15 protein-coding genes are annotated in these 20,772 nt (G+C 54.6%); 9 read left to right on the top strand and 6 right to left on the bottom strand.

All coding sequences use genetic code 11. The annotated features are described in order from the left end of the window. The 4 genes from JAO32_RS01495 to JAO32_RS01480 are packed head-to-tail and all read left to right on the top strand — an operon-like array spanning position 1 to position 6,248. The gene (locus JAO32_RS01495; protein ID WP_334236778.1) at positions 1 to 2,559 is read left to right on the top strand and encodes a hypothetical protein; all 2,559 of its coding nucleotides are present in this window, start codon (positions 1 to 3) and stop codon (positions 2,557 to 2,559) included. Between the two features lie 35 nt (positions 2,560 to 2,594). Beyond that, entirely contained in the window at positions 2,595 to 4,091 is a 1,497-nt protein-coding gene (locus JAO32_RS01490) for an L-fucose/L-arabinose isomerase family protein (protein ID WP_334236777.1), read from the top strand. Beyond that, positions 4,088 to 5,326, top strand: a complete 1,239-nt coding sequence (locus tag JAO32_RS01485) for an MFS transporter (protein ID WP_334236776.1) — start codon at positions 4,088 to 4,090, stop codon at positions 5,324 to 5,326. The genes JAO32_RS01490 and JAO32_RS01485 overlap by 4 nt, the downstream gene beginning before the upstream one ends. Further along, on the top strand, positions 5,307 to 6,248 hold the full coding sequence (locus JAO32_RS01480) for an alpha/beta hydrolase (RefSeq protein WP_334236775.1): 942 nt from the start codon (positions 5,307 to 5,309) through the stop codon (positions 6,246 to 6,248). Before JAO32_RS01485 ends, JAO32_RS01480 begins: the two co-directional genes overlap by 20 nt. Positions 6,249 to 6,425: 177 nt before the next feature. Here JAO32_RS01480 and JAO32_RS01475 read toward each other — a convergent pair whose 3' ends face one another. Next, positions 6,426 to 7,343 (bottom strand): sugar phosphate isomerase/epimerase family protein, encoded by a 918-nt coding sequence (locus JAO32_RS01475; RefSeq protein WP_334236774.1) that lies wholly within the window; start codon positions 7,341 to 7,343, stop codon positions 6,426 to 6,428. Between the two features lie 154 nt (positions 7,344 to 7,497). Here JAO32_RS01475 and JAO32_RS01470 point away from each other — a divergent pair, with 154 nt between their 5' ends. The 4 genes from JAO32_RS01470 (at position 7,498) to JAO32_RS01455 (ending at position 12,033) form a co-directional block, all read left to right on the top strand. Next, positions 7,498 to 8,427, top strand: a complete 930-nt coding sequence (locus JAO32_RS01470) for a sugar phosphate isomerase/epimerase family protein (RefSeq protein WP_334236773.1) — start codon at positions 7,498 to 7,500, stop codon at positions 8,425 to 8,427. A gap of 15 nt (positions 8,428 to 8,442) precedes the next feature. After that, entirely contained in the window at positions 8,443 to 9,450 is a 1,008-nt protein-coding gene (locus JAO32_RS01465) for a LacI family DNA-binding transcriptional regulator (protein ID WP_334236772.1), read from the top strand. 115 nt (positions 9,451 to 9,565) lie between these two features. Beyond that, positions 9,566 to 10,885 carry a Gfo/Idh/MocA family protein gene (locus JAO32_RS01460; RefSeq protein ID WP_334236771.1) on the top strand — a complete coding sequence of 440 codons (1,320 nt, stop codon included), beginning with the start codon at positions 9,566 to 9,568 and terminating at the stop codon, positions 10,883 to 10,885. 29 nt (positions 10,886 to 10,914) lie between these two features. After that, a complete protein-coding gene (locus JAO32_RS01455; protein ID WP_334236770.1) occupies positions 10,915 to 12,033 on the top strand; it encodes a Gfo/Idh/MocA family protein in 1,119 nt (372 codons plus the stop codon). 18 nt (positions 12,034 to 12,051) lie between these two features. Here JAO32_RS01455 and JAO32_RS01450 read toward each other — a convergent pair whose 3' ends face one another. After that, positions 12,052 to 13,035 (bottom strand): Gfo/Idh/MocA family oxidoreductase, encoded by a 984-nt coding sequence (locus tag JAO32_RS01450; RefSeq protein WP_334236769.1) that lies wholly within the window; start codon positions 13,033 to 13,035, stop codon positions 12,052 to 12,054. A gap of 24 nt (positions 13,036 to 13,059) precedes the next feature. Then, positions 13,060 to 16,329 carry a TonB-dependent receptor gene (locus tag JAO32_RS01445; protein ID WP_334236768.1) on the bottom strand — a complete coding sequence of 1,090 codons (3,270 nt, stop codon included), beginning with the start codon at positions 16,327 to 16,329 and terminating at the stop codon, positions 13,060 to 13,062. 153 nt (positions 16,330 to 16,482) lie between these two features. Here JAO32_RS01445 and JAO32_RS01440 point away from each other — a divergent pair, with 153 nt between their 5' ends. Continuing rightward, a complete protein-coding gene (locus JAO32_RS01440) occupies positions 16,483 to 17,277 on the top strand; it encodes a GntR family transcriptional regulator (RefSeq protein WP_334236767.1) in 795 nt (264 codons plus the stop codon). 65 nt (positions 17,278 to 17,342) lie between these two features. On the opposite strand, the gene JAO32_RS01435 is transcribed toward JAO32_RS01440, so the two are convergent. The 3 genes from JAO32_RS01435 to JAO32_RS01425 are packed head-to-tail and all read right to left on the bottom strand — an operon-like array spanning position 17,343 to position 20,766. Beyond that, positions 17,343 to 18,473 (bottom strand): N-acetylglucosamine-6-phosphate deacetylase, encoded by a 1,131-nt coding sequence (locus tag JAO32_RS01435; protein ID WP_334236766.1) that lies wholly within the window; start codon positions 18,471 to 18,473, stop codon positions 17,343 to 17,345. A gap of 9 nt (positions 18,474 to 18,482) precedes the next feature. Further along, on the bottom strand, positions 18,483 to 19,250 hold the full coding sequence (locus JAO32_RS01430; RefSeq protein WP_334236765.1) for a 6-phosphogluconolactonase: 768 nt from the start codon (positions 19,248 to 19,250) through the stop codon (positions 18,483 to 18,485). Between the two features lie 37 nt (positions 19,251 to 19,287). Next, on the bottom strand, positions 19,288 to 20,766 hold the full coding sequence (locus JAO32_RS01425) for a sodium:solute symporter family protein (protein ID WP_334236764.1): 1,479 nt from the start codon (positions 20,764 to 20,766) through the stop codon (positions 19,288 to 19,290). Between the last annotated feature and the right edge of the window lie 6 nt (positions 20,767 to 20,772).

Below are 20,772 nucleotides of genomic sequence, written 5' to 3'. Positions count from 1 at the left end.
ATGAAAAATCCAACTCGACGTGACATCTTTCGCTACGTCGCCGCTTCGACTGTGGTCAGTGCAGCAAGCCGCTCCATCGAAGCGCAGCATGGTGCCGACATGGCGCCTCTGCGTAACGTGCCGTGGCCACAAGAGCCGAATCTTGAGAACACAGCATTTGATCGCGTCACGCTCGAGATGAGCCTCAAACCATTTCGGCAGACCGATCAGGCTTACATCGAAGCTGTCTGCCAGGATCTTTTCCATCAGTGGCTGCCATTGATACGACGAGTGGAGTCGGTCGCAGTCTTGCTGTGGTCTGCCGATGGCAGCGAGATCCTGGACTACCGCGGACGCAGTACAGACGAGTTTGAGTGGGCCAAGTGGATCGGCATCGGCAACAGGCCCGAGGCCGCACCAGGAGATGACCCTGACCGCAAAGGTTTGCACTCCATACCGCACCTTTACATCGATAATCCACCGGTCATGACATACGGCGTACTCGGACGCATTGTCGCCACGCTCAAACGTATCGGAACCGCTGTAACAGGCAAACCGGTCACAGTCGGAGCCACCTTTGATCCAGGGCCGGAGTTCGCGAAGTCATCCTTTAAGTACAAACGTCATCCTGAAATCGCGAATGACAACACGATGGGACACAGCACATTCGTGACATGTGTCACCCATCTTCACGCAGACAATGTTGCGTATGCCGCCTTTCCAAATGGCATCACGGAAGGCATGAGCCTCGGCACTTTTCTTGGAGGTCAGGCCCAGCATTTTCTCTCTGACCTTGGCTTCGATTGTCTCTGGCTTTCCAATGGCTTCGGTTTTTCAGTAAGCCCCTGGGCGGTAAAGGGACCGCTGTTCGATGGTACGAAGTTCGATGTCCACGCCGCCCCCTCACTGCGGGATGCCATCCTCGGTTTCTGGAAAGACTTTCGTAAGCAATGCCCAAAGTTTCCTCTGGAAACAAGAGGAACCAATCTGCTCCTCGGCAGCGATCTCGCAACGAATGCTTGCCCGCTGCAACAGATCTATGAGGGTGGCTTCAACATGATCGCGCCTCCTAATTCACCATGGGCCGCCATCGACGGTGATTTCGGACTTGAACTCGTCGGTTATCTTTCCCGCATCGCAGAGCTACCGCCGGATGGCCGATTCCCTTTCCGCTTCTATGTTCACGATCCCTGGTGGCTGAATAGTCCCTGGTTTGATCGCTACGGACGGGAACCACACGATATCTACCTTCCGCTTGCAGTAGCACGCATCAATGGCAACGCGGGCATCACACGTCCAGCATTCTTCGAGATGCTTACCGTGGACAACAGCTACGGTCGCATGCCGGAGCAAGCCGCAAATGAAGTGACGCCGCATGTGCTCGGTGCGGTCGATGACTTCTCCGACGCTCCGGGATTACTCACATGGATCTGCCCATTCCGTGAATATCACGACATGGTCTTTGGAAAGTCACCCAATCCCCAACTTCCGTTCTTTGCCGACTGGTACCTTCGCGGTGCCGTGAATACGGGACTTCCTCTCAACTCTGTTGTCTCCACGACAAATTTCCTATCTACGCTTCGTCAGAACCCCACGTTCTTTGACGAAACCGTATTACTCACTCTTGTTCCAACTGCAGGTTCGCCTTTGGAGGAAGTCCTACTGGATCGCGTACGCCGCGGCCTTCCTGTGCTCTTCTACGGCCCCGTGACCGATGCCAGCAAGATGATGCTCGAATACCTGGGGCTCACGCTGTCCGATGGAATCGATGGTGAGTTGACACTCCAGAGCAACCTTCATCTCGATGATGTTCAGCACGGTGTGCAGGTCATGCGTTTCCAGCACCGCAGCCTTACGAATGCTGGCAACATCAATACTGTTGCTCAGCCGGGCACAAAGGTTCTTGCAACCGTCAATGCAAACGGGAAGGAACGAGCCTACGCCGTACAGCATGACAACAGCGCATGGATTCGCGGCACCTTCTGTTCACGCATTCCTGAGAATGTCTCTGCCCGTATCCCTATACCGGATGATCCTGCAACATCATTCCCGGCAGAGGCACTTGCCCGCGCAGCGCTTGCGCAGCTTGGTGTCTCTATTGTGGTGAACAAGACCTCTCCAGAAACGCGGTTGCCGGTCATCTTTGGTGCACGCTGCCGCAACGGCTACTTCTTCTCTGGTTATGCACCTTCCACGACATCAAGCGTCCGTTTTCGCCTCTCCATCGGCGCTCCGCTTTTTGTCGGTCGCGAGGCGTGGCTTGAAGACGGCCATGCTGTCTACACATTGCCACGCGCTTGGCATCATGAGGCGCGTGTCTTCGTTCAAACACAGCAGATAGGGGAAGTTTCATGCGTCGAGTACTACGCAGGCATGACTGGTTTCCGACGCCGGACCTTAATCAAGGGACTTAAGGATGCAACGGTCACCTTCCTACCTGAAGACAAAGAACGTGTCATTTTTCAGGTCAACGACATGCGCCTCCATGTGGAACAAAACTCTATCCCTGTGACCCGCAGCGAAAACGGGCGCAGACTTACTGTCCATGGGATTACCGGCTCCCTCTTCATTTCCTGGTAATCAGCTAAGACGCGTAACGACAAAGGAGCTTGAACATGAATCCCCAGTTTGCAGAGACTACGAGCCCCGAAATTGCAGCGGCCACCAAGGTACGGAAAAAGCACACGCGCGCTCGCATTGGTGTTTTCAATGTTGGCTTTCATCGCTACTGGCCACAATTTCCCGGCTTACGCGAAGAACTTGCAGGCTATCGTGATCAGTTCGAAGAGCGACTCCGCGCAATGGATGTTGAGGTGATCTCCGGCGGTCTTGTCGATACGGTAGAAAGTGGCCGCGTTGCGGGAGACCTCTTTGCATCTCACAACGTGGATCTCATCCTGTGCTTCGTCACCACCTATGTACAAAGCGCGTTCGTGGTACCTGTAGCACAACGCGGCAAGGCGCACATGGTATTGGTAGGGCTTCAGCCCACGCCCGGCATGGATGTAAAGAAAGTAACCACGCATGTGCAGTTGGCGCATGATAATTGCACGTCGCTGCCGGAGATCATGTATGCGTTGCGACGCTGCGGACTGCGTGCGGATAGTGTTTTTGGCACCTTGCACGACGACCCTCGTTCTGCACGCATGATTGAAGATTGGATCTACGCGGCGAAAGCAGTCCATACGTTGAAGAATGCGCGCATTGGCTTGTTAGGTCACCCGTTTGAAGGCATGCTCGACATGAACGTCGATCCAACGTCTTTCACGGTTGCGTTCGGTATGCACGTCGACATGATTGAAATGGGCGATCTGGCGAAACGGGTGGACGAGGCGACCGAAGCCGAGATCGAAACCATGACGGAACGTATCCGTGCGTTTTTTACCTTTCCAGAGCCCGGCTCTGATTCCGCAATCGCTGGAAGAGTTACACCAGAGGCCATGCGCGACTCCGCGCGCGTCGCAGTTGGTCTTGAGAAGCTCGTCGCAGACTACAAGCTCGACGGCCTCTCCCACTACTATCGCGGCTTGCCCAACAATCAGGACGAGTTCCTCATCGCGAACATCATTGTTGGCGCATCACTACTCACCGCGCAGGGCATTCCGGTGGCGGGCGAAGGGGATCTGAAGAACTGCACAGCGATGCTCATCATGGATCGCCTGAACGCAGGTGGATCGTTCTGTGAGTTGCATCCGGCAGATTTTCGAGAGGACTTTGTCTTCATTGGCCATGACGGTCCTGGCCACATCGGTATCAGCGATGAACAGCCGGCACTGCGCGGTCTCAGCCTCTACCACGGTAAATTTGGCCACGGTGTCTCGGTAGAGTTCAAGGTGAAGAATGGGCCCATCACAATTACCGGTCTCACCGTACGCGAAGATGGTCGTTTCGCCTTCATCGTTGCGGAAGGATCATCACTTCCTGGAGGCATTCCAGAAACCGGCAATACCAACACACGTGGAAAGTTCGCCCCAGACATGCCCACTTTCGTGGAGAATTGGACGGACGCCGGTGTAACCCACCACTTCGCACTCGGTATCGGAAATCAGATCGACAAGCTTAAGAAGATCGCACGCATTCTCAATTTGGAGATTCAGATCGTCGCGCAATGATGAAACGGAAACGATTCCCGTGGTTCACCGTCGGCATGCTATTCATGGCGACAGCGCTCAGCTTTCTGGATCGCCAGGTGCTATCGATACTCGCGCCTAGTATCCTCGCGAATTTCGGGATAACAAACACTGCGTATTCGCATATCGTGTTTGCGTTTCAATTGAGCTACACAGCCATGGCAGCGTTCGGCGGCTACATGATTGACCGCCTCGGAGTGAAGCTCGGACTCACGCTTTCACTCGGTATCTGGTCGGCAGCCTCTGCGGCGCATGCATTCGTCCGAAACGGTACTCAACTTGCAATAGCACGCTTTGCACTGGGTTTTGGTGAAGGTGCATGCTTTCCTGCAGCTACGCGCGGAGCCGTGGAATACTCCGCTCCGGAAGACCGATCCTTTGCGACTGGAATTGCTATCGGTGGATCAGCACTTGGAGCGGTTCTTACACCACCCCTCACTGTGCTGCTGGCCATCCGTTACGGCTGGCGTGGAGCCTTCCTTATTTCCGGTCTGCTGGGTATCTTGTGGTGCGCGGTCTGGATCATCTTCGTTAAACCCGCTCCACGGAGTACACACAGCAGCACTGCATCGAGTTATGGCGACCTGTTAAAACAACCCGGTCTCATGTGGCTTTTGCTCGCACGCTTTGTCTTTGATCCCGTCTTCTACTTCTATATGTTTTGGATTCCGCAGTTCCTTTCCAAGGAACGCGCGTTGCCATTGCAAACCATCGGCAATCTCTTCTGGATTCCTTTCCTCATGCTGAGCGTTAGCCAGATCTTCAGCGGAAAATTGACTGATGTGCTTTCTGGATCGATGGGATCTGTTGCAGCGAAGCGGCGGATGTTACTGATTGCGGCAGCAATAACTCCCGTGTCCTGGTGCGCCGGATTTGTGGGTAGCATCCCTGCAGCCATTGGGTGCATGAGTCTCCTGTTGTTCGCACATGGCATCTGGATCACCAACTACCTTTCGCTCGTGACCGACTTGCTTCCTGCCGAGAACAATGCCTCCATTGTGGGTCTGACCGGCATGGTGGGTGGTATTGCAGGCATGATCTCAACCCTGATTATCGGCCCGACCGTAGACCGCTTTTCATTTGCACCTGTTTTCGCGGTCTCGGGTGTCGTATACCCGTGCGCGTACATTTTCGTGACGCTCGCCATCCGCTCGGCGGATCGTGCTCACTCGCTGCCCTTAACAGGAGTACCGATACATGCCGATCAATCATCGTAATTTCGAGATATGGACTGTCCTGAGCTTCCTGCTTTTCGTGTTCAGTACAGCGCTCGCACAAGAACCCGTCTTCCCTTCGGAAGAAGGCATGCGGGCAGCTTTTCAGTTACGCGCACGCTATGCCATGACGCCCAACATCACCTATTTACAAGCAAGTGGTGTAGACCTGAAGCTCGATCTCTATCAACGCATCGACACAGATAAACCCATGCCAACCCTCATTTTCATCCATGGCGGCGGATGGATCGGGCTCAACAAGGAGTATTCCATCGGCGCCTTCATGCCTTGGGTGATGATGGGCTGGAATGTTGTGAATGTCGAATATCGCATGGCGCACGTTGCACTCGCACCCGCTGCTGTCGAAGATTGTCTTTGTGCGCTTCGCTGGGTTGCACAGCACGCGAAGGACAAACACTTTGATCTTTCGCGATTAGTCATTGCCGGAGAATCCGCAGGCGGTCACCTCGCACTTACCACCGGCCTCATCCGCGAATCAGCAGGTCTTGATCGCGAGTGCCCCGGCGTGCCACTCCCGCATGTGGCTGCTGTCGTTAGCTGGTTTGGTGTAGGTGACATGGAAAAGCTGCTGCATCAGGACAATTTGCCTCCGGGCCGCGATGATGCTATTGCGTGGTTCGGCAGTATGCCCGACCGAGAAGCGATGGCGCACCGCGTCTCGCCTATTCACTATGTCCGAAAAGACGGTCCGGCTGTCTTCCTCATCGCAGGTAACGAAGATCCTATCCTCGACTTTCACCAAAGTGTTGACATGGACGCAGCATTGAAGAAAGTCGGTGAACCGTCAGAACTAATGATCATCGATCATGGCCTTCATGGACACTTCACTCCCGATCAACAGATCACGATTTACTCGAAGCTCCGCGCATTTCTAAAATCAAATCACGTGGAAGTTCAGCCTTGACCTTTATCTACGCCACAGCCTCGGCCGAATGGTGAAACCCGTTGTTTGTGTGAAACACAAACGTATCTCTGTTCCTCTTGTAAAAGTTGAACAAGTTTATGCACGGGAGCAGAAATAATAGCGGAGGTTCGCCAGGCGATCCTCCGCTATTGTGTTCCGCTATCTGTAATAGTTCACCTAAACAGATGAGTATTTTTTACAGAGACGCCGTATCTCTGCGATCTGAGCAGGGGTTCCACTCAGATCCTTCTCCTCACCTTCGTAGGACATGAAGCCCTTATATCCTGCATCCGCAAACATCTTCCATACGCGGTCCAGGTCGATTGGGGAATTGTCGTCAAAGCCAGCCCGAACGTGCGCGTGCGTGGCATAGGGCAAGCACGCAGCAATCTGCGAATAGCTATCGTGCCCGGGGGAGGGTACGAAGTGTGAGATGTCGATATTGATGCCGGCGTACGGTGAGTTCACACGCTGCATGATCTCAATGCAGACTTCCGCGCTTTGCGAAACGCCGACATGATCTTCCAACCCGAGCGTAATACCCTTCTTGCCCGAATAGTCGCTTGCAGCTTTGAATAGCTCGACGGTCCAATCAACGCATTGCGCCATTGTGCTGCCCTTTGGCTGGGGGCCTGCGAACACACGCAGATGCGGCGCACCAATTCGCTCGGTTACATCTACCCACTTCTTAATGTCCTGCAGTACCTCAGCTCGCTTGGTGGCGTCCGACTGCACCATGCTGGATCCACATGCAACACCGGAAAAGGCGACGCCGTGCTTATATCCCAGGTAGCGCAGATTCTCGATGTAACCGGGATCTGTGTTCTTCATGTAGTACGCCGTCATGTCGAGCCCATCGAGCCGCATGTCGACGGCTTTCTCAATGAAGGTCTCCAGCGTCAATGAGCCATTCAAGAAGAGATGGCGATAGGTGTAGGCGCAACAGCCGGAAAAGATGCGCGCTACTTTTCCTGTAAGGGTGTCTGCAGCGATCGTTCGCTCAGCCATCGACGATGCAGTGGTAAGCGACATGCTCGCAAGCACAGTAGCGCCTGCGTTCTTGAGAAAGTTCCGGCGTTCCATACGAGTCTTCATGGTCTCTCCCCTGGGCGGTTCCAGCATGAAACGATATCCGTCCGCCTGACGGAATACTGCATAATGAGCTTCTTGGTGCTTCACCTTAGCATCAGTGCTTATCACTGTGCAAGCGCTTGCATGCTACACTTCCCACAAACGGAGAACACCCGCTATGACATTGTTGGATCGCCGCGATTTCTTGAGACTAGGCGTCGCCAGTCTTGCTGCTGCCTCCCTGCCGACACTTGCCCAATCAACCAGCGCAGCCATTCCACAACTGGGTATGGTCGCTAAGGTCGTTGATAAAGGCACTGCGGAAGAGACGATTAAGCACGTGAAACAACTGGGGTTCCCGACGTGCCAGATCTACTTTGACAACCTCAACCTTGGCCAGGTGAAACCGTTGCAGGCGGCGCTTAAGACATATGGCGTCACGGTATCCGCGGTGAGCGAGCATAACCCCGGACCACGCGTGTTTGACTTTGATCGGGGACCCGCCACCATCGGTCTTGTCCCATCTTTATATCGTAAAGAACGCATTACCGCGCTCAAGCTTGCTGCGGATTTCGCGAATGCCTGTGGCGTAGATGCAATCCATACGCACCTCGGCTTCATCCCGGAAGACCCAACAAGCTCAGAGTATGAAGTCGCTGTTGCGGCAATTCGTGAGGTAACGGAGCACTGCAAGTCGAAGGGTGTAATGCTGCTGGCGGAGACGGGTGAAGAAACTCCCATTACTCTTCTGCGCACGATTCAGGACGTGGGAACCGGGAACCTGTTCGTCAACCTGGATACAGCCAATCTCATCCTGTATGGCAAAGGTAACCCGGTCGATGCGATGGATGTGATCGGGAAATACGTGCGTGGAACACATATGAAAGACGGGCTGTTTCCAACGAATCCACACACGCTGGGCGAAGAAGTGGCAATTGGAAAAGGCAGAGTCGACTTTCCAGAACTGTTCCGACGGCTGCACGCAGTAAACTACAGACGCACCATCACCATTGAGCGCGAGATTTCAGGACCGCAGCAGACTGCTGACATTCTGGCTTCAAAGGTGTATTTGCAGCGTCTCATCGAGGCGAACTACGGCAAGGGATAGATACCGCTTCACCTCATGACTCCAAGACGGTCTAACGCGGCGATCATCATTGACGATGTGGCAAGAGCCGCTGGGATCTCCACCGCGACGGTATCGCGCGCGTTCAGCCGCCCACATATGCTGCGCCCGGAAACAGTGGCACTCGTGCGGAAGCTCGCCGATCAACTGGGCTACCAACCGAATCCCGCAGCCCGCGCACTGAGCACTGGTCGCCAGGGGAACATTGCGATCGTTCTGCCGGACATTGCCAATCCCTTTTTCCCACCATTGTTACGCGCAGCCCAAGCGGCCGCAGATGCAGCCGGGTATAGCGTTTTCCTCGGAGACTCGGATGAAAACTCCACTCGAGAAGCGCGTTTGATCGGCAAACTAACGATGCAGGTAGAGGGTTTCATTCTTGCGTCGTCACGTATGACTAACCGGAAGATTGTTGAGCTTGGAGAACGGCAGCCTGTTGTTCTGATCAATCGCGATATCCCGGGACTGCCCCGAGTCCTGATTGATCCTGCCAAGGGAATTGGCGCTGCGGTTGAGCATCTCTCACAACTGGGACATAAGAACATTGCGTATGTGAGCGGGCCCGCCGCTTCATGGTCGAATCAGCAGCGCGAATACGCCGTGGAGAAGTCCTGCGCAAAACACAAGCTTCGGTTGCGCACATTGCCTATCGGACACCCGGACTTTGAGTCTGGCCGAGAGATCACAGAGAAGGTTCTTGCACTCAAACGTGTGACCGCCGTGATCACCTTTGATGATTCTGTCGCGCACGGTCTGCTGGCAGGTCTTGCGGAGCGAGGGATCGATGTCCCACGCGCTTTGAGTGTGATCGGGTGTGATGATGTGCTGGGAGCTTCAACCTATCCCGCGTTAACCAGCGTCTCAGCCCGCTGCGACGAAGCTGGTAGGTTGGCCTTTGAGCTTCTTCACAAATCGCTGAATGACGAAGGCGGAGACGACATCCGGTCAGTCCTGGACACCTGGCTGGTTGCCCGAGGAACCACCGGCCCCGCACGCATCGACTAAGAAACACTCCGAATGTCGACTGGATGTGTTTTGTGATTGCTTTATGCAAGCGCTTGCATGTAGTCTGCGAGGCATACGCGGCTATCAGGCTTAGCGCCGCATCGGGACGGTCACAATGATTTCCAGAAGGTCTCTTATCAGTGGCACCGTGATGACGGCTGCCAGCACTGCCCTGTTCGCACACGCGAAAAGCTATGGCAGCATCCTTGGGGCGAATGACCGACTCAATGTTGCAATTGTTGGCACGAATTCCCGGGCGCTTGCTCACCTGTCAGGATTGCAAGCCAACGCTGCAACCACACGGGTGACACACCTGTGTGATGTGGATAGCCGGAATCTCAACGCCTTTGCACAAAAAGCGTCGCACGCACTTGGATACTCGTCAGCCACTACAAAAGATTTTCGCGAGGTCTTAGCGGCACGAGATGTAGACGTGGTCACGATTGCCACGCCGGACCACTGGCATGCTCCCATGGCTATCCTTGCGCTTAAAGCGCACAAGCATGTGTATGTTGAGAAGCCTTCGAGCCATAATCCACGCGAAGGTGAGTTGCTGGTTGCGGCACAGAAGAAATACGGCAAGCTCGTTCAAGTGGGAAATCAGCATCGTTCCTGTACTCATGAGCGCATGATGATTGAGAAGATTCATCAGGGCCTGCTTGGCCGTACTTATGCGGCCACTGCGTGGTATTCCAACACGCGCGCATCCATGGGAGTGGGCAAAGTAGTTGCCGTGCCTGCAGAACTCGACTGGGAGCTATGGCAGGGGCCTGCTCCGCGCTCTGCCTACAAAGACAATATCCACCCGTACAACTGGCATTGGCTGCGGCGCTACGGCACAGGCGAGGCCTTGAACAATGGCACGCATGAGACGGATGTGTGCCGGTGGGCGTTGGATGTGGCCATGCCGAAGGGGGTGAATGCGATTGGGGGACGATACCAGTTTCACGACGATTGGGAGTTTTACGACACACTCAACGTGAGCTTTCAGTACGACGACAAGGTTCTGAACTGGAATGGCAGAAGTGATCAAGGGATGAAGCTTTACGGACGTGACCGCGGCGCTCTTATCCAAGGTGAACGCGGCTCTGTGGTCCTCGCAGCCGATGGCTACGAAGTCTATGACTGGAAGGGCAACAAGACCGATCAGTATCAACTGAAGAAGGCCGCTAGCAGCAGCGATTTGTTGAGCCAGGACGAGATGACCAACCTGCATTTCGCCAATCTGGTGGCAGGCATACGTAATGGCGAACCCTTGCACTCCGCAATCAGTGAAATCAATATTTCTATCACCGCGCTACAGCTGGCGAACATTGCCTACTTCACGGACAGGAGCTTGAAAGTCGATCCCACCACGGGGCATGTGCGGAACGATTCGGAAGCGATGGCTCTATGGAAACGTAGCTACGAGCCGGGATGGGAACCCACACTGTAAGCAACTGCTTACGACTATGGATCAGCGGAATGGATAACCGGTTACGCATTGGATTTGTTGGCCCCGGATGGATTGGCCGCGTGCAGTTGCAGAAGCTGCACAAGAGGACGGATGTACTGGTATCCGCAGTACATGGACGCGACTATGAGTGCACCGCTTCCCTTCTGCATGAGCTTGGTTTGCCAGCAGACTGCAACTGCAGGTCCTATGAAGCGTTACTGGACCGCGAGATTGATGCGGTGTGGCTTGCATCCCCAAATCAGCATCACGGTCCGCAAGCCATTGCCGCCCTCAAGGCTGGAAAGCATCTTTTCTGCGAAAAGCCGACAGCTATTTCGTACCGTGACGATGTGGAACTGCAGAGACTTGCTTCAGAGAGCCCGCACCTCATCTCCTTTGTGGACTTCGTTCTCTATTTCAATCCCATGGAACAGAAGCTTCTTCAGATGGTTCGGGAGGGTGTCTTTGGCGATCTGACACAGGTCCAGATCAACTACCGCCATCCCATCAACACCAGTGGCGGCAGAGCATGGAAGCTAACGAAAGCCGCGATGGGCGATGCTATCTCCATGGGTATTAGTCACGCCATCAGCCTCATCACATGGATCTACGCAGCCAACGGCCAACATCCCGTCTCCGTGTTTGCATTCTCAGATCGTGCTCGCGTACGAAACTTCGAACCCGACCCGATCTGGAACATCCTGATCCGTTTTAGTGGTGGTGGCACAGCATTTTGTTTTGGCAACATCGACTTCAACGCCGGATACGATCTGTACCACAACGTCACAGGCACAGCGGGCTCGTTCACGTTTGACTCTGCGCGGCCACATGAGCAGAAGGTGCGTTTCGTCTCTCAGAACGTAGAGGATGGCCAAACCATCTGGCCGCTTGCAGTCGGAACAGACACAACGCATGCGTGGCCTTCCAACATGACCTTACCGGATAGCGGAGATGTTCTGACGCATGGGCTGGATGACGCAATCGATTGCTTTCTGGCGAGTGTGAGGGCAATGAAGACCTCTCCCCTTAGCCTTCAGCATTCCTCAATCATTGCCGAGATTGGATGGGCCGCTCAACTGTCCGCCGTCACAGGACAGCAGGTTGCGTTGCCACTTGATCCATCACTGATGCAAGCGGTCACAGGCTAGAACTTCAGACTGAGAGTCTTAGTGCTGAACCAGCTTTACAGGGATGCTTCCCTGCTGCAGGCTTTGCTGTGCAGCCTGCATGAACGCGAAGATCTCCAGAGTCTCAGACTCAGCAACGGACGGCGTCTTCTCGCGCATGAAGCGGACGATATCCGCGACTTGTGGTGCGTAGCCAACATTGGTCGAGATCATCTCTGCGTGGCCGCCCTCGCGATACAGCACGGCACCATAGGTAGTACTGTCTTCCATCAAGCGGACAGTTCCGACACTCCCATCGCTCCACGTTGCAACGATCACATCAGCCTTACCGGAACGGGTTTGAGTGACCTGCGCAACTCCTGGCCCCATCAATCGATACAGACTCTCGATGGAATGGATGCCGTAGTAGGTAAGATCCAGCGGGAACTCTTCAATGTAGTGCGCTGGTCCCCATGTTTCCACACCGAGCAGGTGTTCCGGGCGTGGATCACATCCGTAGCGAATGGAAGATGTGCTGAACCAAGGGATGTGCTGCTGATCCAGCAGGGCCGCAATCGCCTGCGCATCTTCCAACGACCCTGCCAATGGCTTGTCAATGAAGATGGGCTTGCCGCAACGCGCGGCTTCACGAAGCTCCTGCAGGCGCAGACGAGCATCCACGCTTAGCAGCAGGATGCCGTCAATGTTGGGGCAAAGCTCAGCGATGGACGATACGAACGGAATCTTCCACGTGGTCTGCACTGTGGTTGAAAGCTTCTCGATGCGGTCATGGCTAATTGCAAGAGAACTGCCGCCGCGATATGCAACAGTGATCCGTGCGCCGGGCACGTGATCTTTTTCTCCTGTGCCATTCAATATGCGTGTGAACTCCACGGCGTGTGTGGAGTCTGTACCAAGCAGAGCCAGCCGCAAGTCCTGCGACTGCGCCTCTAGCTGAACGGGATGCAGGAGAAGAATGGCGACGATGAAGAGCCATAGTCTTACCAATCTGTCGTTACGACTATGGCCCTCAATGCATCCCATCACGCTTCTCCACTGTGGTGTTTTTTAGAAGATCAGTTTAGCGCCCAACTGCAGCACTCGCGTTGCTGCAGCGGATGTGATCTTGCCAAAGCTAGCCGATCCCACAGTTGCTCCCGGCGTGCTGTAGGTTGTCAGATTGAATGCATTGGTGCCATCCGCACGAACCTGCAGGTTGCTCTCGCGGAAGACATGGAACTGACGCATCAGTGACAGATCCACATCTTTATAGAACGGCCCTGTCATCATGTTGCGCGATGAATTGCCATCCACAGCTGCACCCGTCACAGCAGGATTTTGCGCGAACGCGGCGGTGTTGAACCATTGGCTCACGGTGCGATTGGAGAGATTGTAGTTGCCGACAAGTTGAGCACGGTCATACGTGCTGCTGCCATCGAGGTTGGCATCCACGCCATTCAGCACCGTGAAGGGAGTGCCGCTACGCAACTTGGCAATGGTGGATATTTGCCAGCCATTCAGCGTTGCCCGCAGGAGACGACGGTCGCCACTGTACCCGGTGGGCTGCCACACGATAGCAACCGAGGCCATGTGTCGCAGGTCGTCCGAGGCGCGGGCACGCTCTGCGCGCAGATTACGGTTGTCCTGTGCGCCAGAGAAACTCGTTGTGCTGCCCAGATCTACAGAATCAATTGTCTTGCTCCAGGTGTAATAGCCATAGAGACTCAGAGCAGTGCTCAGGCGTTCATGCACTTCCGTTTGAAATGCGTCGTAGTAGGCGCTCTGTGTTGAGTCGATAAGGTTCACAGCACCATAGACCGGGTTGGGACGGCGTGACAACACGTTGGCTGCGGTGGTGGTTGCGGTTGCGTTCGGCACGGGTGCATTCACGTCAGGACCATATGGCAGGTGCTTTCCACGCGATCCGACATAGGCAACCTGAATGCCAAGGCTGCTGGTCAATTGCTGCTGCACAGACAGGTTGTACTGGTAGGTATAGGGCCACTTGAAGTTCAGGCCAATGCCAGATGCCTGTGCACCGGTTACAAAACCGAACGTGAATGGGAATGGATTTGCAATGTTGCCGGTCGTATTTGTGCGGTATGGGTTGGCGAGCGTTGCGCCCGTGATTACGCCAGCATTGGGATAGCTGTAGCTGAGTGCGAAGGGCTGATAGTTCTGTGGGATGTTCCACTCATTGCCCGACACGCTGCCAAAGTACATACCGAAGCCGCCACGAATAGATGTAGCTCCGTGCCCGCTGGGATCATACGCAAAACCGAAGCGTGGAGAGACATGTGTGTAACGCACGGGCACAATGCCACGAGTTACGCCAGCATCGCCAGGAAACAGCTGCCCCGCTGGCGCATTGGCATATACGGTTGACTTGGCTCCCGGAACATATGTGGTGTTCTTGTTCTGCGGATCCGTTGGTGGTGTTTGTACATCCCAACGAAGTCCTAGGTTGAGTGTCAGTTCTCGCAGAATGCGGTAGTCGTCCTGTACAAACAATGCTGTATTAAAGCTGTTTGTAAAACCATACGTTGGTGATGCCTGAACAACGGATGCCGGAGACCCAATGATGAAACTGGCAAGAGCATTGCCCGCGTACTTTGTACTGACACCTGTTCCCGGCGCTGCTGTGGTTCCGGAAGTAAGTGTGGAGTTGAAGGTGAATGTTCCGTAGTTCGGTTGCGTCGCAACCTGAACGTCTTTATCCAGCGAGAACTCACCGCCCAGGCGTAGTGTGTGTTTGCCATGGGTCAGAGTGACAAGGTCGCGTACAGAATAGAAATTAGTACCGGCTTCTGGTCCCGCAATTCCTACAGCGAGACTGAAGTATCCTGTGACACCAATCGACGGAAGCGCTTTGGGCCCCTGAATGGTGTACGTGCTGCCAAGGTCTCCAAGCGAGGTTGCAGGCGTATTCAGACGTGCAGCCAGATTTCTTGTGTATGCAAGCCATACCTGATTGACTGCCGAGGGCGAGATGATCGTGGTCAAGCTGGTGATCGCGTTCTGCTGACGCCACTGATACAGAATGTTCGACCACGGAATGTTTGGACCACCGGATGGAAGGTTCGTATTGCCGCTTGTGTTGAAGTATTCCACCAGCAACTTATTGCGCTCGCTTAGTGTGGCATCGATCTTGGCAAGGAATTCGTCTGTGGTGTACTGCGTTGGAACGTATCCACGCCAGGCGTGTGTTCCAGAGTTTGCCTGCGGAATGTATTGGTCGATGATCTTGCGCGCAACGACATCCTGACGGTTGGAACAGATCACTCCGGCTACGCCGTTACAGGTAAAGAATGTGCCGGTGAGAGGATCAATCGGATAGGACGACGTCGGGTCCGCAGAGAAGTCGCCATTACGCTCCGCAGCAGTGGGAACAATGGCACCTGTGAGAAAGCTGCTGGTGCTTTGCCGCAATCCACCATACGAGCCGAAGAAGAAAATCCTGTCTTTACGAATGGGACCACCTAATGTGGCTCCGAACTGATTGCGTGTCAGTGGCGCTTTGGGCAACGAAGACGATCCCCAGTCGCGCGCTTTGAGTGCATCGTTACGGAAGAACTCAAACACAGAGCCGTGAAATGCGTTGGTGCCGGAGCGTGTCACCACGTTGATCACACCACTGGCAAAGCGGCCCTGATCCGCACTGTAGCCACTCGTCTGAACACGGAACTCCTGGGTGGAGTCGGGGTTAGGAACGATGTTGCCGGTGTTGCGCAACGAGGTCATGTTGGTGGCGCCGTCAAGGTAATAGCTGACAGAGCCGGTACCTGCATCAACGCCACCGTTGATCTTTGTACGCTGCTCGGGATACCCCAGCACGATGGAGTTCGCGTTGGACTGCACACCCGGCGTGATGTCGAGCAACGTATACGGATTGCGGTCCACGAGAGGGAGTTCCGTGATCTGGCGACGTTCAATCGTCGTGCCGATCTCAGCGCTTGCCGTGTTCACCGTTGCAACAGTCGCTGTGACGTCGATCTGCTCACTGGTTTCGCCAACCTGGAGAGAGGTATCCAGAGTAGCGGGAACACCCGCGGATAACGTAATGCCCTGCTGCACCTGCTTCTTAAATCCGGCAGCGGTTACGGTCAGTTGATAGTGTCCCGCGGGTAGAAGGTTGATGCGGAACTCACCCTGCGCATTGGATGTTGCAGAGTATGACTGATTGCGGTCTGTATCGACCAATACAACAGCAGCATTCGCAACGGCAGCCCCGGACGCGTCCGTCACCACACCGACCGCAGTTGTATTTGTAACCTGGCCAAATGCCGCGTTCATCAGAACTGCCGCAGCTGTGATCGTCAGAGACGTCTTGGTATGCATGGATGCTCCCGTTGAAAGAAGAATTTGCGTTTACAATTATGTGATATTTACTGAAATATCAGTTGGCATACTTCATGTCAACTGAAAGATGCGGGCTTTTTGTTCAACTTCGTTATCACGCCGTAATCAGGCATTAAACTGAGTAAGAAACGCATGTCTCACACAGACCACGTCCCATTCGGTGCCAGTCTTTCGCACGAGGCGTATCTCCAGATCCGCGAGAAGATTCTGCGCGGCCAGATTCCCATGGGCGGCGTCTTGTCTCGCCGACAGCTAGCGGAAGAACTCGGCATGAGTTTCTTGCCTGTCACAGAAGCGATGCAAAGGCTTGAGAGTGAGGGACTCGTGGAGAGCAGGCCACGCGTGGGTACGCGTGTCCGCATCCCTACACCGAATGACATTCGCGAGCGCTATATCATCCGCGAAGCATTGGAGACGCAGTCGGCTCGATTGTTCTGCGAACGTGCAAGCCAGCTGGAACGCCGCGGATTAACCGATATGGCTATTCGGTTAGATGAAGAAGCTGCACGAGTCTCTCCGGATCCCAGCGCTCAGTATGCATTCCAATCGTTCCACTTGCAGTTCCACATGCAAATCGCACATTGGGCAGGCAGCAGCCTGCTGTGCGAAATGCTTGAGAAGAACCAGCTTCTGGTTTTCAATTGGCTGTTCGACATCAATGCGGAATCGTCTATGCCCGCCGGTTGGCACACGGAGCTTGCGGAAGTACTTGTAGGCAAAAACCCCGACGCAGCCGCACTTGCTATGGGCAACCACATTCGCTCAGGCATGAGCGAGATTCAGGAAGCCATTGCAAGACGCTTCAGCATCAGCCTGCCTCCTATTGGCCGTCTTGGACGGGAGCCTGCACCACATCCGCCCACACCTGCAAAGCGACGCGCCGTTAAGAAAGCTACGCCTGTTAAGAAATCTACAAAGCGGAAGTAGGACGCATCAAAGAAGCGCCATACTTATGATGATCCCTGTATACATGGTTGGCTAATTCAGGCAAGTTATTCGCCGCGTACGACCTCTTGTATCTGCAGCGAGGTGTCACCATGCTTCCAATGAAAGAGCAGGAGATCAGCAGGAGCACCTACAGCAATGCGGCCCGTCTTGAGGGCTAGTACGTCTGCTGGATTGCTTGTGGCCATACGGATCGCTTGGCCTAGCGTGCAACCGCTCATCATGGGCGCACGAGCGACCGCATCGTTTAATGTGATACCCGAACCTGCAAGCAATCCACTCTCGCGCATGCGAATGCTGCCATCCGCGTAAACCGTGACATCTCCACCAATGTGCGAGTGATAGTGACCTGGAGTAATTCCTCCGAGAGCGACAGAGTCCGATACAAGGACTGAGCGTTCGACTCCCTTGGCACGCAGCATGACGCGAAGCGTATCCGCGGGAAGATGCGCACCATCGGCGATGAGGGCCGCGGTAAGTCGATCTTCCGCAAGCTGCGTCCAGATGGGATTGCTATGACGTGGCAACATTGCAGCAATGCCATTGCCCAGATGTGTTGAAAGCGTCGCTCCAGCATCTACAGCGCGATGAATCTCGTCTGGTGACGCATGCGTATGCCCAAGCGACACCACAACACCCCGCGCTCTAAGAGCGTGAATAAACTCCTCTATACCAGGCCAATGTGGAGATAACGTGACTAAACCGATCAGTCCATCGGCTGCGGACTGCAGTGCATCAAATTCTTCAAGAGAAGGCGGCCGAACATCTGCAACAGGATGCGCTCCACGATAGCCATCCTCAGGAGAGATATAGGGACCTTCCACATGGATGCATGGGATAGCGTTCGCTACGTCTCTGTTCCCTTCTCGCGCATGCACAATTGATCGCAGCCTTGACGACATGGATGCAATGTCAGCAGTGATAATTGTTGGCAAGAACGTCGTGGTTCCAGCGGCTGCAAGCGTACGAGTCAGGCGCGCAATGGCCGCAACGTCACAACCATCCTCGTTCAAATCGATGCCACCGTAGCCATTAACCTGCAGGTCGATCAACCCCGGTGCCAGCCACAGATCACCTGATGGTTCCAACCACGGACGCACTTCGGTGATAACGCCACCATCCACCTCAACTTCCAGGTGTTGCGATGTAATGGGATCTCGACCGCGGTAGCAACGCATCTTCGTTAATCAATCCTTCTTCCATAGTCCCGCAGCGGATTGGGCGTCCAGATACACGGTGCAACCCTCGTGTTTGCGCAGAATCGATGCAGGCGAACTCGCCTCAATCGGCCCTGTAAACGCCCGAGTTACTGCGGCCATTTTCAGAAATCCCGGTACACAGCAGAAGAGTTTACGCGCACGTAGAAGCCTTGGGATGGATAACGTGACAGCAAACTTAGGCACATCCTGCACGGCTGGAAAAAGACCTTCCTCAACCTGCTGCACGCGACTCGTCTGCTCCAGCTCCACCACACGCACATCGTTGGGTTCTTCAAAATCCGCAGGTGGATCGTTGAATGCAATATGGCCATTCATACCAATGCCAAGGCAAACAATGTCGATAGGCGACTCCGCGAGCGAAGCAGCATACTGCTTCGCCACAGATTCCGGATCATCCCCCGGCTCAATCAGATGAACACCACCGAGCGGCACACGATCGAAGAACTCACGCTTCAGCCATGCTCCAAAGCGCTGTTTTGCTCCAAGTGGCAAGCCTACGTATTCGTCCATGTGAAATGCGTGTACGCGTGACCAGTCGATGTTGGCTTCTTTCGCAAGTGCATGCAACATCTCACTCTGGCTTGGAGCAGCGGCAAAGATCATGCGCACCGTCGACTGCGCAGCAAGAAGCACCCGCAATTCCTTCGCCACGTCCGACGCGGCCAGTTCTCCGAGTTCCTTGGGATTCGAGAGGATATGGATGTTGTGGTTGAGCGTTGGGGTGGCGACTGTCATACGTACGTCATTCCTGATAGGTATCTTTCAATACCGGTTAGCGCAGTTCCAGCAGGAGCGCTGCTGCGCGTGGATTGTCATTCGGCCTGATCAGGCCGCTCACGATATACACAATTAATGAAACAACAACCGGGCCGCCGATTGACAGCATTAAGCTGCCTGAGCGTCCATTCACGCTGGATGGGACAAACAAACGAAGTGCAGCAAACATGGCCACTCCGGATATCCAGGACGAAATTGCAGAGAATGCCCCGCAACGTTTGAACACTGGAAGCATCCCCAGCATCATGGGAACGGCTACAGGACCGACCAATGCACCATACCAGAGCAGGATTAACCCAAGCACCCCACCCATGTGATTGGCGAGAAGTGCAATGATCATGCTGCCGGCCAGGAAACCGAAGGTACAAATGCGTCCTGCGGTGAGCTGCTTCGTTTCATTGTCGAGCCACGCTTCAGGCAGCACTGAAGGAGCAATGTCTCGAACAACCACCGCGGATACAGCATTTGCATCCGAAGAGGTCATGGCCATGGAATGTGCGAAGAGTCCTGCCAGTACAAGCCCTACGAGACCCTGCGGAAGCAGTCTCTGCGCAAGGATGGCGTAGCTGTCTTCGGGATGCACCGCGCCGGGCAACAGCAGAGGCGCAGCCCACATGGGATAGAACAGCACCAGAGGCCACACCATGTAAAGGAAGGCTGAAAGCAATGCTGATCGCCGTGCGGAAGCAACATCCGGCGACGCCATAAAGCGTTGTGCAAGACTCCAGGTTCCACCGTTATACGAGAGCAGGTTCACGAGCAGATACGTCAGTGCAAACCCCAGAGTGTACTGCCCATGAAAGAACTGCCGGTGCGATGCAGGCAAGCTACGCCACATCCCAGTAACGGCACCGACGCCGCCCAGATGTCTCATGACAACGACAAACATGCTGATCCCGGAGATCAACTGAATCACAAATTGACTCAGGTCTGTCGCTGCATCTGCCCACAGGCCGCCTACCACCGAATAGATCAAGGTGACCCCGCCAATAAGCAATACGCCCCACAGAAGGTCAATATGGGCGAACATCTGGAGCAGAAGTGCAGACGCTGTCCACTTAGCCCCTACATCAAAAATCTTTAACAGCGATCCACTGCATGCCAGGCATAACTTTGTTCCGTGCCCGTAGCGAGCCGTTAGATATTCCAGCGGAGAAATCATGCCTGTGTGCAGCCGCAGACGGACCCATCGGGTAGCGAACACACTTGATCCAATGATGAGCGCAACTGCAATGGAACACGCCCACCAGATGTAGAGGCTGAATCCTTCGGTGTAAGCAAGGGCCGCATATCCCACAAACACAGCCGCACTATATCCCGACATGTGATGCGAGATGCCTGACAACCACCAAGGCATCTTTCCACCCGCTGTAAAAAAATCGCGTGCGTTCTTCACGCGGCTGCGAATGGCAATGCCAACGGCCAACATCAGCACGAAGTAGAGACCAAGTGTGATCCAGTCAAGTGTTTTCAATTGAGG

The organism is Terriglobus sp. ADX1 (genome assembly GCF_036877645.1).
Lineage (GTDB): Bacteria > Acidobacteriota > Terriglobia > Terriglobales > Acidobacteriaceae > Terriglobus.
Note: the sequence above shows the minus strand (reverse complement) of the source record. Positions and strands in the feature narration are given on the sequence as shown.

Coding starts and splice junctions, on each gene's coding strand:
- JAO32_RS01495 (WP_334236778.1), top strand. CDS start 1: ATGAAAAATCCAACTCGACGTGACATCTTTCGCTACGTCGCCGCTTCG.
- JAO32_RS01490 (WP_334236777.1), top strand. CDS start 2,595: ATGAATCCCCAGTTTGCAGAGACTACGAGCCCCGAAATTGCAGCGGCC.
- JAO32_RS01485 (WP_334236776.1), top strand. CDS start 4,088: ATGATGAAACGGAAACGATTCCCGTGGTTCACCGTCGGCATGCTATTC.
- JAO32_RS01480 (WP_334236775.1), top strand. CDS start 5,307: ATGCCGATCAATCATCGTAATTTCGAGATATGGACTGTCCTGAGCTTC.
- JAO32_RS01475 (WP_334236774.1), bottom strand. CDS start 7,343: ATGAAGACTCGTATGGAACGCCGGAACTTTCTCAAGAACGCAGGCGCT.
- JAO32_RS01470 (WP_334236773.1), top strand. CDS start 7,498: ATGACATTGTTGGATCGCCGCGATTTCTTGAGACTAGGCGTCGCCAGT.
- JAO32_RS01465 (WP_334236772.1), top strand. CDS start 8,443: ATGACTCCAAGACGGTCTAACGCGGCGATCATCATTGACGATGTGGCA.
- JAO32_RS01460 (WP_334236771.1), top strand. CDS start 9,566: ATGATTTCCAGAAGGTCTCTTATCAGTGGCACCGTGATGACGGCTGCC.
- JAO32_RS01455 (WP_334236770.1), top strand. CDS start 10,915: ATGGATAACCGGTTACGCATTGGATTTGTTGGCCCCGGATGGATTGGC.
- JAO32_RS01450 (WP_334236769.1), bottom strand. CDS start 13,035: ATGGGATGCATTGAGGGCCATAGTCGTAACGACAGATTGGTAAGACTA.
- JAO32_RS01445 (WP_334236768.1), bottom strand. CDS start 16,329: ATGCATACCAAGACGTCTCTGACGATCACAGCTGCGGCAGTTCTGATG.
- JAO32_RS01440 (WP_334236767.1), top strand. CDS start 16,483: ATGTCTCACACAGACCACGTCCCATTCGGTGCCAGTCTTTCGCACGAG.
- JAO32_RS01435 (WP_334236766.1), bottom strand. CDS start 18,473: ATGCGTTGCTACCGCGGTCGAGATCCCATTACATCGCAACACCTGGAA.
- JAO32_RS01430 (WP_334236765.1), bottom strand. CDS start 19,250: ATGACAGTCGCCACCCCAACGCTCAACCACAACATCCATATCCTCTCG.